13 protein-coding genes are annotated in these 14,985 nt (G+C 42.2%); 6 read left to right on the top strand and 7 right to left on the bottom strand.

Features of this window, described 5'->3' with window-relative positions; translation table 11 throughout:
• Both F0227_RS00385 and F0227_RS00390 read right to left on the bottom strand, forming a co-directional pair.
• A complete protein-coding gene (locus F0227_RS00385) occupies positions 1-1,281 on the bottom strand; it encodes a sugar ABC transporter permease (protein WP_171751162.1) in 1,281 nt (426 codons plus the stop codon).
• A 9-nt stretch (positions 1,282-1,290) separates the two neighbouring features.
• Positions 1,291-2,517: a maltose ABC transporter substrate-binding protein gene (locus F0227_RS00390; RefSeq protein WP_171751163.1), complete on the bottom strand. Its 1,227-nt coding sequence runs from the start codon at positions 2,515-2,517 to the stop codon at positions 1,291-1,293.
• Positions 2,518-2,946: 429 nt separating this feature from the next.
• Between F0227_RS00390 and F0227_RS00395 the strand changes: the two genes are divergently transcribed.
• From F0227_RS00395 to ugpC, 4 genes are all read left to right on the top strand, one after another.
• Entirely contained in the window at positions 2,947-3,978 is a 1,032-nt protein-coding gene (locus tag F0227_RS00395) for a porin (protein WP_171751164.1), read from the top strand.
• 24 nt (positions 3,979-4,002) lie between these two features.
• Positions 4,003-4,944: a UDP-3-O-(3-hydroxymyristoyl)glucosamine N-acyltransferase gene (gene lpxD / locus F0227_RS00400; protein ID WP_171751165.1), complete on the top strand. Its 942-nt coding sequence runs from the start codon at positions 4,003-4,005 to the stop codon at positions 4,942-4,944.
• A 22-nt stretch (positions 4,945-4,966) separates the two neighbouring features.
• Positions 4,967-5,446 carry a glycosidase gene (locus F0227_RS00405; protein ID WP_171751166.1) on the top strand — a complete coding sequence of 160 codons (480 nt, stop codon included), beginning with the start codon at positions 4,967-4,969 and terminating at the stop codon, positions 5,444-5,446.
• Positions 5,447-5,542: 96 nt separating this feature from the next.
• The gene (ugpC, locus tag F0227_RS00410) at positions 5,543-6,664 is read left to right on the top strand and encodes a sn-glycerol-3-phosphate ABC transporter ATP-binding protein UgpC (RefSeq protein WP_171751167.1); all 1,122 of its coding nucleotides are present in this window, start codon (positions 5,543-5,545) and stop codon (positions 6,662-6,664) included.
• Positions 6,665-6,764: 100 nt separating this feature from the next.
• On the opposite strand, the gene F0227_RS00415 is transcribed toward ugpC, so the two are convergent.
• The 3 genes from F0227_RS00415 to F0227_RS00425 form a co-directional block, all read right to left on the bottom strand.
• Entirely contained in the window at positions 6,765-7,640 is an 876-nt protein-coding gene (locus F0227_RS00415; RefSeq protein ID WP_171751168.1) for a LysR substrate-binding domain-containing protein, read from the bottom strand.
• A 148-nt stretch (positions 7,641-7,788) separates the two neighbouring features.
• Positions 7,789-8,466: a response regulator transcription factor gene (locus tag F0227_RS00420; RefSeq protein WP_171751169.1), complete on the bottom strand. Its 678-nt coding sequence runs from the start codon at positions 8,464-8,466 to the stop codon at positions 7,789-7,791.
• A gap of 72 nt (positions 8,467-8,538) precedes the next feature.
• Positions 8,539-9,756 (bottom strand): hypothetical protein, encoded by a 1,218-nt coding sequence (locus tag F0227_RS00425; protein WP_171751170.1) that lies wholly within the window; start codon positions 9,754-9,756, stop codon positions 8,539-8,541.
• Positions 9,757-9,924: 168 nt separating this feature from the next.
• Between F0227_RS00425 and F0227_RS00430 the strand changes: the two genes are divergently transcribed.
• Positions 9,925-10,617, top strand: coding sequence for a response regulator transcription factor (locus tag F0227_RS00430; protein WP_171751171.1), 693 nt, complete (start codon positions 9,925-9,927; stop codon positions 10,615-10,617).
• Positions 10,610-11,953 carry an ATP-binding protein gene (locus F0227_RS00435; RefSeq protein WP_171751172.1) on the top strand — a complete coding sequence of 448 codons (1,344 nt, stop codon included), beginning with the start codon at positions 10,610-10,612 and terminating at the stop codon, positions 11,951-11,953. The genes F0227_RS00430 and F0227_RS00435 overlap by 8 nt, the downstream gene beginning before the upstream one ends.
• A gap of 68 nt (positions 11,954-12,021) precedes the next feature.
• Here F0227_RS00435 and trpB read toward each other — a convergent pair whose 3' ends face one another.
• Positions 12,022-13,245: a tryptophan synthase subunit beta gene (trpB, locus tag F0227_RS00440; RefSeq protein ID WP_171751173.1), complete on the bottom strand. Its 1,224-nt coding sequence runs from the start codon at positions 13,243-13,245 to the stop codon at positions 12,022-12,024.
• A gap of 255 nt (positions 13,246-13,500) precedes the next feature.
• Positions 13,501-14,949: a YdiU family protein gene (locus F0227_RS00445; RefSeq protein ID WP_171751174.1), complete on the bottom strand. Its 1,449-nt coding sequence runs from the start codon at positions 14,947-14,949 to the stop codon at positions 13,501-13,503.
• Positions 14,950-14,985 lie beyond the last annotated feature (36 nt).

Here is a 14,985-nt window from a genome sequence, read left to right on the forward strand (position 1 = left end):
TTACATACCTACATCATCTTTAAACGATTTCATCCGACGGAACTGCCAGATCGCAACCGCTGACAAGAACAGGAATATGACAATAGAAACTACCGATGCAATTTGATATTGCTGGAAGTCGAGCGTCAATTTGTATATCCAAGTAATTAAAATATCGGTATGACCAGCGAAACGATATTCTGGATTAATCGGTCCCCCACCCGTTAACAAGAAAATCGCACCAAAATTATTGAAATTATGCGCAAATGTCATCACAAGAGAAGGCGCTACTTGATGCATCACCATAGGCAGAGTAATTTCCCAGAACTGCTGAAACTTGTTAGCACCATCCACTTCACTCGCTTCATAGATGTCTGATGGAATATTGGTTAACGCACCAGAAATCAATAACATGAAATACGGTGCCCCCACCCAAACACTTATCGCGATCACAGAGATCTTTGCGGTAATAGGATCAGAAAGAAACGCGACTGAATCAAATCCCCATAAGTTAAGAACATTGTTGACCGGGCCAACACCGTTTAACAGCAGCCTAAACATAAGCAAAGTAACGAATGCAGGAATGGCGTAAGGTAAAATGAAAATAAATCGCCACATTTTTTTAGCTTTAATCTTTTTGTTAGACAGGGCTAACGCAAGAATAAAACCAAATCCACAGGTACAAATGGTCGCAAATATCGCCCACAGCACTGTCCAGCATGCAACACCAAAGAAAGTATTGGACCAGATACGCAACTCAAATAAGGCAAAAAAGTTTTTAAACCCAACCCAGTCCACAAGGTTTCTCGGAGGAATATGATTTGGCGCTGAATAGTTGGTAAATGAGACTAAAACGGTAATCACGATTGGCAAAATGATAAACGCGATACAGGCAATAAATGCCGGAGAGAGCACAATAAAGGCAAATCTACGATTATAAATGTCCGCCAACTGTTCAGTCATCGATAAACGACAATGAGCCAAAGATTTTGCATCATTAACGTTCAACAGATACACCAACGTAATCAACACGACAGCAATAAGCGCAATCACACCTTCAACAAGCATAAATACTGAGTTGTCACCCTGAATAACCTCAAAGCCTTTGCGGCTCTGTGCGACATCTCCTAGTGAAATCAACCCTTGAATGGCAATGATAATGTCGGGCAACATTAATAGCGCTAGGATCTGCAAAGTAAAAAATAGCAGTCCCTTTACTTGATAACCACGCTTTATCTGTGTTGCCCCCATAAACAGCATAGATAGGGGCAATTTTGCGAATGTTCTATTAGTCGCTTGCATAGTCACTAGTTATTCCTGCAACTCAATTTGTTCTTCAATAATAGACAACGCACGTTCAAGCACGACTTTAGAAGGCTTATCATTTACCCATAAGTCCGTAATAGCGCTGGCCATCGGTGACCAGATATACCCCATCTCTGGAATGGATGGCATAGCATCAGAGTAATACCCTTGAGCGATGATGGCTTGAGTGGCCTCACTTACATTACTGGTTATCTCTTCTAATACAGAAGTCATAGGAGGAATCGCATTGGTCATCTCATAACGTTTTTTAAGCATCTTGTTGGATGAGAGATAATCTGAAAACAACTGTGCGGCTCTCGGGTACTCAGTATAAGACGAAACGACAGCCAGGCGAACGGTTGAAAAGGTTCGTAACTTTTGACCACCTAAAGTGGGCATAGGTACAACGCCAAAATTGATTCCCGACTCTTGATACCCTTGAATTGCCCATGGACCATCAATAATCGCGGCGACTTTTCCTTCACTGAATAACCCTCGTCTCACCTGTGGATTACGCATGTCCATAGGGTTTGAGTTATTCGCCACACGCAGTTTCTTCATAACAGTAAGCCCCATTTGAGCTTCTACGGATGCAATACCAATATCATTCGCATCTGTACCGTTATTACCAAACTCATATGCACCAAACTGCGTCAAAAACATTCGCGACTCGTAATAATTTTGTATATCCCACAGCAGTGCGTACTTATTCTCTTTTTTATTATTGAATGCCTTAGCAAATTCAACGATCTCTTCAAAAGTGTTAGGAGCAGAAGTGAGCAGATCTTTATTGTAAAACAATACAGTGGTAGCAAAGCTAACAGGGAATCCGTAACTGCTGTTCTCCGCTTTCGCCGCTGTCGCCGCATTCTGCATAAAGAGCTTGTCTACTTTGTCAGCAGAAACAAGGTTTTCCATTACTCCCCCTGCAACAACCAACTTACCCAATAAGTCATGTTCAATTTCAGCAACGTCTGCCACTCTCGCTGAACCTCCGTCTTGAATAAGGCGAGAAGCTGCATCTATAGGGGCGATCCCTCTAAATGAAAAATCAATAGCGTAGTTGTAGTCTTTATTAAATTCGTCCGCGGCATATTCCATATAATTGAGCGTCGTTTTGTCAGTCCATATTAATAGCTCTGCTCCCGCTTCAGGTTTAATCTCTTCTGCCGCGATAACCGATGACATTAGCAAAGACGAAAGTAATGTTACTTTAAATAATTTGTTTTTCATTTACACACCAACCCACTTGTGATTTTAGTAGTACATCAAGAACTACTAAATAGAATATTATCTCGCTTGAATAAGTCAACATAATCAATTTCGGCGCTATATTTATTGTGATGGACATCAAGTAATTGTTTGTGATGCACATTAAAACCTTTCCAACCCAAGCAATAACAACTGCTCTAGCACGATAGAACTTTTTATCTATTTTTCTGAAGAATATATTTATCTTTATCAATATGCCTGGTTTATTGTGATTTCGGTCAATAAAATCACTACAACAAAGTGATCGAAATCACATTTAGACTTTCATGCACAAGAAAAAAACAGGGAAATAAAGAACAATGCAAATAGGCGTTCACTATGGACGACTACAAAAGCTAATTGGCCATAGCAATAACTTCATTCTATTTAATTGCTAACTAAGGATTTACAGTGAAAAAAACACTCATATCAGTATTAGTCGCGAATGCACTTGCCATTCCCTTCACTGCTCACGCAGCAGATGATCGCGGATTCTCTATCGAGAAAAGTGTCTACGATGAAGCGCTAGAATTTGGTGGTCATGTCGGCACCTCTTTTGAACTCGAAGATAAAGTAACAAACGGCTTTAACGGCAATAAGAAAAAAGAGAAAACCACCACTCACGAGGTTGTAGGTCTTTATTACAACAATCCAACGTGGAACTTTACTGCCTTATATGCCCTAAAACTTGAAAATCGAGAGCAGAGAGAACCAAGTTATCATGAAAATGAAGATGGCATTAAGCAGCTATTTTCATTAAACAAAGGTTACGATTTATCTAATGGTTGGGGAACGGGGTTAATCTACGAATTAGAATACACTAAGAGTAAAGTCTATTCTCCTAACGTAAAAGGATTAAACAAAACCAAAGCAGAAAACAGTATTCGTCCTTACCTCACCTACTGGGATAATGACAACAGTTGGGGCTTCTATTCTAACTTAGAGTATTTATTTAATAGTGAAGATAAGAGTGCTTGGGGTGAACGAGACGAAAAAGGTTATAGCGTTCTGTTTAAACCCTATACTCGATTTGGCAACTGGTTGATGGGTATTGAGTTCTTCTATCAGATCAAAGAGAACGAAGGTAAAACGTCTACAGGTACGCTAAGCGAAGAAAGTGACTTCACTGAAAAGTATTTCGAACCTATCGTACAGTATAGCTTTGACGATGCTGGCACAGCTTATGTACGTGTGCGCGTTGGCGAAAATGAAACAAAGCATAGTGCCAAAAGCGGCGGTAACGCCAATGTTGACTATTTCAAAGATATTCGTAAAGCAACAGTAGGCTACGAGCAAGCCGTTGGTGAAAACTGGTTAATGAAAGCAGAATACGAATACGCCAACGAAACAGAGAAAAAGAGTAAACTGGCTGGCTGGGAAGCGAAAAACGAGAGTGAGCTAAAACAGCACACTGTATTTGTTCAGGCTTTATACCGTTTTTAAATAACTATTTGCCGAGAAAATATCATGATAAAAGCTTTGGAAATTGCACAGATTATTTCAGGTTCTATCGTCGGGGATGAGCAGCAAAGCATCTCTCACATTCGACCGATAAAAAGCAAGGAGAAAGGTGGATTAGCCATTGTTTTTGCGAAGAAAGATCTTAGCCATATTTCTGAAGCTTTTGCAGATATTATTATTGGCCCGCCAGAAATATTAGAGTGTAACGTAAAAACAAAAATTGTTATCGACAGCTTAAAAGCAGACAAAATTAACCAACTGCTTCGTCATTATAAGGTTCACAAGTATCAGTTATTTGATCAAGGAAATAGTTCTGATAACCCAGATGTTTATATAGGCAAGCACTGTACCATCGGGCAAGGGTGTTATTTTATGCCCGGAGTCAAAATCATGAATGGTGTCACCATTGGCGATAACGTCGCAATCCATGCCAATACCGTTATCAAAGAAGGCACCATCATTGGCAATAACGTTACCATCGATTCCAATAACTCAATAGGCAACTACAGTTTTGAATATATGGCAGGCGAAGGGCAAGGGTATCAGCGCATTGAAAGCGTTGGCCGAGTTGTCATTGAAGATGATGTTGAAATAGGTTCTAACAACACCATAGATAGAGGCACGCTAGGTAACACCGTTATCGGCAAGGGCACAAAAATAGACAACCTCGTACAAATAGGTCACGACTGCATCATTGGCCAGCACTGTCTATTAGTTTCTCAAACTGGATTTGCTGGTCATACAACACTAGGGGATCACGTTATTGTGCATGGTCAGGCAGGTACTGCCGGTAACCTATCAATCGGCAGCAACTCAGTTATTAAAGCAAAATCTGGTGTGAGTCACTCATTTCCTGAAAATAGCGATCTATTTGGATACCCAGCCAAAGACGCCAGATCCTACTACAAAAATTTAGCGGTGCTGAACCGATTAACAAACAATAAATAACCCATTTAAAAGGCAAATTATTATGAAATCTAAATTGTTATTTTCTGCATTAGCGTCACTTGTTATGTTCGGTTGTGCAAGTACATCGGATTCCCCTGCAAATATGGAACTCGCGACGGGCCCAATGGCAAATTGTGACCTACCGACACTGGACGAAAGAGGACCTGTCAGACCTTCATTATACGTTGTTGGTACGTTTGACGACGGACAATGGATCCACATGGAAAACCGTAAAATGGGTTACAAAGGCGACGGAATATATCAAATCGTGAGTGATGAGAAGCAAGGTAATGTCAGCTTACAATTTGCCACTATGGGGTGGAACCCTCAATATACCGCAGCTGGATTATCAATGAAGGTAGGGTATGAAAAGGCGTTAAAACGAGGCGGTTTTGCAAAAAATACCGTTGTAAACATTCCTCATGCCGGAAAATACCTTTGGAGCATCAAACTTGCTGAAGATAAAAAACCCATCTCAGCATTAATCTCTGTGTGCAAATAGACCTCTCGGTGTAAGTGATCTTTTCAGAGAAAATAACCTTGATACAACGACGTTAATCGTCACTATTCGTTATCGTGTTCATATGTGGAGAGTCGAATGGCTACAGTAAGCCTACGCAATTTAGAAAAACAGTACGACAATGGCTTTAAAGCTGTTCATGGCATCAACCTTGATATTAAAGAGGGTGAGTTTATGGTTTTTGTCGGCCCGTCAGGCTGCGCTAAATCCACGACTCTACGTATGATAGCCGGGTTAGAAACCATCTCGGGTGGCGAAATATGCATAAATGGTAAACGGGTCAATGAACTTGCCCCTAAAGATCGCGGCATTGCTATGGTGTTTCAGAACTACGCCTTATATCCGCATAAAACCGTTTATGACAATATGGCTTTTGGACTAAAGATGCAAAAGAGACCAAAAGAAGAGATAAAGCAGCGGGTAGAAGAAGCGGCCGAAAAACTCGAGATAACCGATCTATTAGATAGAAAACCAAAAGAGATGTCAGGGGGTCAACGTCAACGTGTTGCCGTTGGCCGAGCAATCGTGCGTAAACCTGACGTGTTCTTATTTGATGAACCTTTATCGAACCTTGACGCTAAGCTTCGCGTATCAATGCGAGTTAAGATTGCTCAATTACATCAGTCGCTCAAAGAAGAGGGCAATCCTGCTACCATGGTATATGTCACCCATGACCAGACAGAGGCCTTAACGCTAGGTGACCGTATATGCGTGCTCAATCAAGGGGAAATCATGCAAGTCGACACCCCCGAAAATTTATATAACTATCCAACCAATAAATTTGTAGCCACATTTATTGGTTCACCATCGATGAACTTAATAAAAGCCATTATACGAAAACAAGGTGACCATATTTACGCCGAGTTAGCCAGCCAAGTACACCTTTTACTCCCTGAATGCAAACAGGAAAAACTACAGCAACATATTGATAAGTCGGTATTTTTAGGCATACGCCCTGAGCATATTAGCTTAGCTCAGCCAAACGAAGAGATAAATGTATATACAGGCAAACTCACGGTGATTGAAAACTTAGGTAATGAAAAATACCTCTACTTCAAAATTGGAGACAATGAAATCATCTCTAGAGTGAGTGGTCAGCATATTACGACATCAGACATTGGCTCCGATTTGAACTTCAACTTAAACTCAGAGTTTTGCCATATTTTTGATGCAGATACAGAAGAGAACCTAACACTGTAATCTCTCAATAAACCAAATTCTCATCAACAAAGCGCGCACATTAAGTGCGCGTTATGAGATCCTTTTACCTTGCAGAGCAACGCTTATCTACCACCTCTACTTACGGTTGCTGTAATTTCTCTTTAAGAAAATCCACCAGCATTTGTACTTTTGAAGATAAATGACGGTTATGTGGATATAACGCCCAAATATGATCATCTTCTTCACGATAACCTTCTAAAAGCGTTACTAGCTCTCCACTATCAATGTACTCACTAACATAATAATCCGGCAGTTGTACGATACCAATTCCCTTAACCGCCGCATCACACAAAGCTCTGCCGCTGTTGCAACTTAAATTGCCTTTTACCTTAATATGTTTCTCTTTATTGTTTTCGCGAAAACGCCAAAAGTTGAGCGTACCGATAAGGCAATTGTGCTTATCTAGCTCTGATAATGAGTGAGGAACACCATATTTTTTAATATAAAGAGGAGATGCACAAACATATTGTGTGCGGGAACTTAACCGCTGCGCCATCATACTTGAATCTTCCAACTGCCCAAGACGAATCGCGACATCATAGCCTTCGGCAACCAAATCTTGCTTTTGATTGGAGAGGTTTAGCTGAATATCCAGTTCTGGATAAAGAGACAAGAATTCATTAACCAATGGAGCGACAGTTTCTTCTCCATAAGTACCGGGGGCGGTCATTTTTAATGACCCTTTAGGTGTTGTCTGTAAATCGCTGATGGCACGTTCCGCTTCGTCCAGACCATCCAACACCTGACGGCAATGTTGATAATACACCCGACCTATATCTGTAACAGACACTCTTCGAGTTGTTCGGTAAAACAACTTGCAGGAAAGTCTTTTTTCCAGAGCAGTGATCTGTCGGCTCACTTGTGCCGTGGATATATCCAATTTCTTTGACGCCGCAGTGAAACTCTCTAACTCTGCCACTGCGACAAACTCACTGACGCCTTCCCAAATAAACATTGCTGCTCTATCTAACCGGAATGTAATAATGCCGATTATATACCCAAGTACCATCAAGATGCTTGTTCAACAACCATTTATTGGCGTCGAAACGAGGGTCTGTTAATCTTTCTCGGCTGCAAAAATAGTCGCGAAAGATCAGCCGACTCTAAGCAACGATTCGGACGCCACATCCTGTTACAGTCTGAATTAACTGAGAGCCAAAGGCTTTATCAATACGAGTGCGTAACTGATAAAGTTGCACCTTAAGATTATCACTATCAGGGGACCCCTCCGGCCAAATCTCATCAAGTATCTCGTTGCGGCTGATCACTTTCGGACTCTTGCGCATTAAGAGCTCTAACAATTTAAGGTTGGTCGGAGTCAGTTTTACCGACTTGCCACCACGCACCACCTGCTTAGTTTCAACACATAGTTCTAGGTCATCCACCTTAAGTTTACGCAGCTGACCACTGCGTCGGGAAGATAGCGCTTTAATACGAAGTTCCAGCTCCTTCATTGCAAAAGGTTTGACGAGATAATCATCGGTTCCGGCATCAAAGGCTCGTTCTTTATTGGTAAGCTCTTTATTGTTAGAAGTCATCAAAACAGGAACATCAATGCCCTCACTTCTCAAGGTGCGACACAAACGAATACCATCAAAACTTTTGCAATCTAAATCAATCACAATGGCGGCATAATAAGAGCACTTAAGCAAATTAACCACAGAAGTGCTTCGGCAAGCATAGTCACAAACGATATCTGCTTGAGCCAAATAGTGTTCGGTAGATATCGCCTGATCGCTGTTAGCATTAACCAGCAGAATATTAATAGCATTCCATTTCATAATCATGACCTCTTCAAATCATCGCAGATAATCTTGCTGTTACAGATGAATAGCGTGAATAAAACTGCGCACTTACAGTGAAACTACCGTGTCGGTAAAACGAGCTTTTTCAATATTTTTCAAATAATTAACTCCATCACGGCTGTTCACTAAATCCTTAACTGTCGTGCTACCGTCAGGCTGTTTAGTTATCTGATACTGAGAAGAGTTTCCTGAGAAAATGACCTGATTTTCAGCTTGGTTACCTGTGATCTGATTATCCATTTGATTCACTATCACATTCGATGGATTTAAACCGGTTAACGTCACATCCTTCAAATACTGAGAGTGATGGCTGTATGCTTTAGCGGCATCAAATTTTAAAGAAAAGTCACCACTAAAACCGCTATCTATTCTGGCGTTGTAAGTCAGGTAAGGATGAAAGAACTCTTTAACAACGGCATTTCCGACCGGATCTTCCACCGCTATTTCATCGCGAGTTTTTGCAATATATCCCCCCCACATGCCATATTTAGTACTGCCATTCCAACTTCCCCATAGGCCATAATAAGAGTCGATCACAGATGCCAAATACTCTTGCGATAAGCTATTCTCAGCCGTAATCTCTGTTACCCATTCCTGAAAATCGGCACTAAAGGCCCATAATTTATTGGTTTGAGCATGAACTTGAGCATTTCGAATGTTGGCCTGATATGCGGGTAAAGCTCCTATAAAACGAGCATTTTGATCAACACCAATTCCGTAATCATGTACTAGATGCAAAATCTCTTCGAATGTCGCATCACGATGAGAGAAGTCTTGAGATTGATACCACGTTCCCCCTTCTACTTGTATCTCATTTTGATATAAAGATTGACCGTCTAAGTCCCTAGCGGGATTCCTGCCATCATCACTGCCATTCAGTAACAATAAGGTTGCGTTATTCTCTACCATCTTATTGGCTACAGCACTTTTATCAGCACCATAGGTAGAACCGGGGAAATCAGTAAGATAGTGCTGCAATACCGAACGTGCTCGAACAATTTGGTTATCAGATAATTGGTTTTGAACAATAATGTGTATTGCACCGCCATCAGGCGTGGTCACCTTGCTATAGCGGTCAAAGCCAAGATTCGCGGAATACTTTGTTGCCAAAGACGTTGGAACCGCAGTGATCCCTAATGCTCGAGTTTCAGCAGAGAGTGATTGACGATTATTTTTTGAAGAAGCAGTAGACGTGCCAGCATTACTAGCTTGGCATCCAACAACCGCGACAGAGGTTATGGCTAATAAAAGAACTGAAGTTTTCATCGAGCGACCTTTTTCTGACAATATTGAAGTTCGCTACTATTGTGTCAGAACCATTTTTCTTGTGGGTAAGGCCATGTAAGCACAAACCGTTATCATGTAAGCATATGTAAGCTCACTTTAATTACCGTCAGATGGAGGATAAACTGATGGTCAACCGACGAGGTGCAAATGAATACTAAACAAATTTTGATTGTAGAAGATGATGCCGAGATCTCTCGGCTTACCGATATGTACCTTCAAGCGGAAGGTTACGATACCATTACCGCCGCTGACGGATTACAAGCGCTAGATCAAATCAAATTGCACTCACCAGACTTAGTGATTTTAGATCTCATGCTACCTGAAATGGACGGTATTGAGGTTTGCAAACACGCCCGAACCTTTTATCAGGGTCCCATACTGGTCATGACGGCTCGCGATGACGACTTGAGCGAAGTTAGCTTACTGAAACTAGGGGCCGATGATTACCTAACCAAACCTATCCGCCCACACATTATGATTGCCCGCATTGAAGCGTTGCTAAGACGAACAGCAACAATAAATCCCCCTGTTCAAACCAGTAGCATCAGCATCGGTGAAGTCACCATAGACACGGCTACCCGCCAAGCCTACTATCAAGGAGAAGCTCTTAACTTAGCTACTGCTGAATTTGATATGTTGTCTATTCTTGCACAACATGCCGGACAAGCGGTAAGTCGGGAAGATTGTTGCCAAGCACTCAGAGGCATCAACTACGATTTTAATGATCGCTCTGTGGACATGAGAATCTCCGGATTGCGTAAGAAGCTAAATGATGCTCAACCCCCCTATAAAGTGATATTAACCGTACGTAACAAAGGATATATGCTTGTTAATGGCTAGATTGATCCCCCCCGCTTTTTTACGCATTTATCTCAGTATGCTTATCGCGCTATTTAGCGCGGTGCTCGTGACGATATTAATGGTGAGCTACTACTTAGAAAAAGAAGAGATCGCCCGTTTTCTGCAAGATACAAACTATATCTATAATAAGTTCACCGTTGAACTTGATGGGCAGAATAACTCTGCAGATGAGTACTTTAATGAGGAGATCCTCTATAGATACGGTTATGAACTGGAGTGGATTCCAGAGACCGAAGATGGCCAACTTTGTGTAGATTGTAACTATATTTCTACCATTAAAGGGGTCGAACTGTATTGGGAATACCCCGAAGACTCATTACTCGCCTCTTACCAACTTCCCGACAATTCAGGAAAACTCCGGGTTCGCTTGGTACAACCCTATGTGCCAGTTGAAAGCTACCAAGAGTACCAGTCATTCTGGCCTGATGATCCTGAAGTCACGGCTGTATTCTTACTCATGCTGGTGATCGTGGTGGTTATCGGCTGCGTTTTGTATTATCCCGCCGTCAAATTACAAAAACAGATCGAGACACTTAACCGTTCTCAGAGTGCTTTTGGTAAAGGGGACTTGTCGGTAAGAGCAGAGGAAAACGTTCCACAACCGATAAAAAAATTAGCCATCAATTTTAATAACATGGCCGACGATATTTCTGAAACGGTAAAAGAGAGCCAAATATTTGCTCAAGCCGTTCCTCATGAAATGCGCACACCACTAAGCCGTATACAACTAGCAACCGGGATTCTAAGAAAAAGCTGTGATGCTCCCATACAAGTAGAGTTGCTAAATAATATTGATAGCTACATTGATGACTTGGATTCACTCACCTCTCAAGTCGTCACCTACTCAAAGCTTAACTCAAGTAAAAGTGAGGAAATGGATAGCCAAAAAGAAGATATTTTACTGTCGGAATTTATCTCTTCTCGTGTGGCAATCTATAGCGCCAATAGCAGTAAAACCGTTACGTTAGAGATAGAGTCAGAGAGCACGCTTCAATGTTACAGCATGCATCTTAGGCTACTTATGGATAACCTCATAAAAAATGCGCTCAGTTATGCTGATAGCCATATTAAGATAACCGTCGCTAACCAACCAAAGTTATACATTGCTGTTGAAGATGACGGCGCAGGTATTCCGGAAGAGCAGCACCAATTACTCTTTATTCCGTTCTCTCGGCTAGATAAAAGCCGCAACCAAAAAACCGGCGGGTTAGGTCTTGGTCTAGCGATAGCGAAAACAGCGGCCCATAAATTAGATGGCACATTATCCATCGGAAAAGCCGATTTAGGTGGCGCCAAATTTATCTTTAAGCAGTAACGACAATAAAAAAACACCCTAGCGATTACCATGGCTAGGGTGTTCTGTTTTCTATCTTAACTAACAACTTACAGTAGTGATTCTATTCCATATTGCTTGCCGTAATTCTCTACGACAAAATCAATATCTTTATCCCCACGACCTGATAAGTTGATGAGCACGTTACCTTTTAAGCCTTTTTGGGCTAACTTAAATGCATAAGCGACGGCATGAGAAGACTCTATCGCAGGGATAATCCCCTCTAATCGAGACAGCTCAAAAAAGGCATCAATCGCTTCTTGATCATTCGCGGTACCGTAATTAACTCTGCCTAAGTCTTTCAAGTAGCTGTGCTGCGGTCCAACTGACGGGTAATCCAAACCACTCGCCACTGAGTACACCTCTTGAGGTTCTCCTTGGCTGTCTTTTAACATATAAGACTTAAAGCCATGCATCACACCTGGTTCACCTAGTGTCAATGTCGCCGCATGCTCGCCTTCTTCTTCCAGTGTGTGTCCCGCAGGCTCAACACCGTGAATATCCACCGCTTTATCCTCTAAGAAGGCACTAAACAGTCCCATTGCATTAGAGCCACCACCAACACAAGCGATTAAGTTATCCGGTAGCTTACCCGTCATTTCCTGAAACTGGACGCGAGCTTCGTTGCCAATAATAGATTGGAAATCACGAACCATCATTGGGAATGGATGAGGACCAACAACAGAACCGATAGCATACAACTGAGTAATTGGATCTTTAAGGTAGGCTTCAAATGCCGCATCTACCGCTTCTTTTAAGGTTTTTCTGCCGTGAGAAACAGGAATTACGTTAGCGCCTAAAATGCGCATACGAACGACGTTTGGATGCTCCTTAGCAATGTCCACTTCGCCCATATAGATATCGCACTCTAAACCGACTAAAGCGGCCGCAGTTGCCAAAGCAACCCCATGTTGACCAGCACCGGTTTCCGCGATCAGTTTCTTCTTGCCCATTTTCTTGCCTAATAGGGCTTCACCTAAGCAGTGGTTAATTTTGTGAGCACCAGTATGGTTAAGATCTTCTCGCTTTAGATAAATATCAATACCATATTTTTCCGACAAATTTTGTGCATGAAAAATAGGGCTAGGACGACCAACAAAATGTTTATACAACCTTGCAAGCTCAGTCAAAAACTCAGGGTCTTGACGGCACTCATCGTATGCCTGACCAATCTCTTTCATAATGGTCTCTAGCTCTGGCGGAATAAAACTACCACCATATTCACCAAAATAACCATCGCTGTTAGGCATTGCATGTTCAAAGCTGTTTTTCATTCTGGGCACCTTAATTTATTCACTGACAGAGCAATCACTATCTTTTTAATCAAAACAGCCATCGAGCTGTCACTATTTGTAATGATCTAGCAAACTAGTACGCTAGTATTTTGCCGAGTTTAAGCTCTATTTAAGGTAGTGTCAATGAGATCTTGTTGCACATAAATAGGGTCTGTTGATCTTTCGAGTACAGATTTTGTGCAACCTGAAAGCGGTTTGAACAAAGCATAAGTAGAGCAACATAGTCTATCTATGTTAAGTACCGCAGTACGTTCGGTAACATACATCCCCATCACGCGGTAGGTCTTGATAGTCAGAGGTTTGAGTGACTGCATTATAAGGAGAACGAAGTACGGTTAAAAAACGCAAGGCAGGTTCATAATTGTTATCCTCCTCGCAAGCGGTAAGCACCTCTTCCATGTGATGGTTTCGAGCAATAACCACCGGATTGTTTTGGCGCATAAGTGTTGTCGCGCACTGAAGACCTAATTGTGCTCCTTGCTGTTGCCATTGAGAAAATAATCCATCAAATTGACGTGCTAACCCTTCATCTTTCTGACCTTGAGCAATCGTAGTTAAACGAGCAAATGTTTGGTTGTAATCCATTTTATTTTCTTGCATCCGCTGCAACATATCATCAATAAACCCTCGCTCCGAGGCCTCTAACTCTTTTACACCAAACTTGTTGGCCATCATGGCATAGTAGGCATCTTGATACTTCTCTGTGATTCCTAGAATAACGGGCTCGATTCTCGCAACAGCCTGCTCTGAACTTCCCTTCATCAACGGTAAAAGAGTTTCTGCCAATCTGGCCATGTTCCATTGCAAAATAGCCGGTTGGTTGCCATAACAGTACCGCCCTTGTTCATCTATCGAGCTGTAAACCGTCTCAGGATGATAGATTCCCATCATGGCGCAAGGGCCATAATCTATGGTCTCACCTGATATCGTCATGTTGTCGGTGTTCATTACGCCGTGAATAAAGCCGACTCGCATCCAGTTCACCACGGTGTCAATTTGACGATCAATAACAGACTCAATAAAGCGCGATACTTTCTCATCCACGGATAAATCGGTGATGGTATCAATATCCGGATAGTGTCGACTTATCGCGTATCCCAGCAGGCGTTCGAGTGACGCCATATCCCCTTTCGCAGCAAAATACTGGAATGTTCCAACCCGGATATGGCTACTGGCTACGCGGCTGACAACCGCTCCCGGTGCAGCAGTACCGCGATATAACGTTTCTCCCGTCGTCACAACAGATAAACTACGTGTCGTGGCAATACCCAGCGAGTGCATGGCTTCGCTCATGATAAACTCACGAACCGCAGGCTTGAGTGCGCATCGTCCATCTCCCCGGCGAGAAAACCGCGTCACACCCGAGCCCTTTAACTGCAAATCCTTTATGGCTCTGTCTCTGGTCTGAATATCACCAAGCAGGTGCGCTCTCCCATCACCAAGCTGAGGATTAAAGCCCCCAAATTGATGCCCTGCATAGGCTTGCGCCAACGGAATAGAACCTTGTAACAGTCGATTACCAGAAAAGTAACTCGCGGCGTTATCAATCACCTGCTGTGATACCGCTAACTGTTCTGCAAGCTCATCATTCCATAACACCAGCTCAGGGCTATCTACTGCTACAGGCCGAATCTGCTGATAAAACGGTGCTCCTAAATCATGATAAGAATTTGTGATGATCAATGGCTAAACTCCCTTTAGCGTTATGTGGTTGCGCTC

It is taken from the genome of Vibrio sp. 99-8-1, assembly GCF_013114595.1.
Classification (GTDB): Bacteria; Pseudomonadota; Gammaproteobacteria; order Enterobacterales; family Vibrionaceae; genus Vibrio.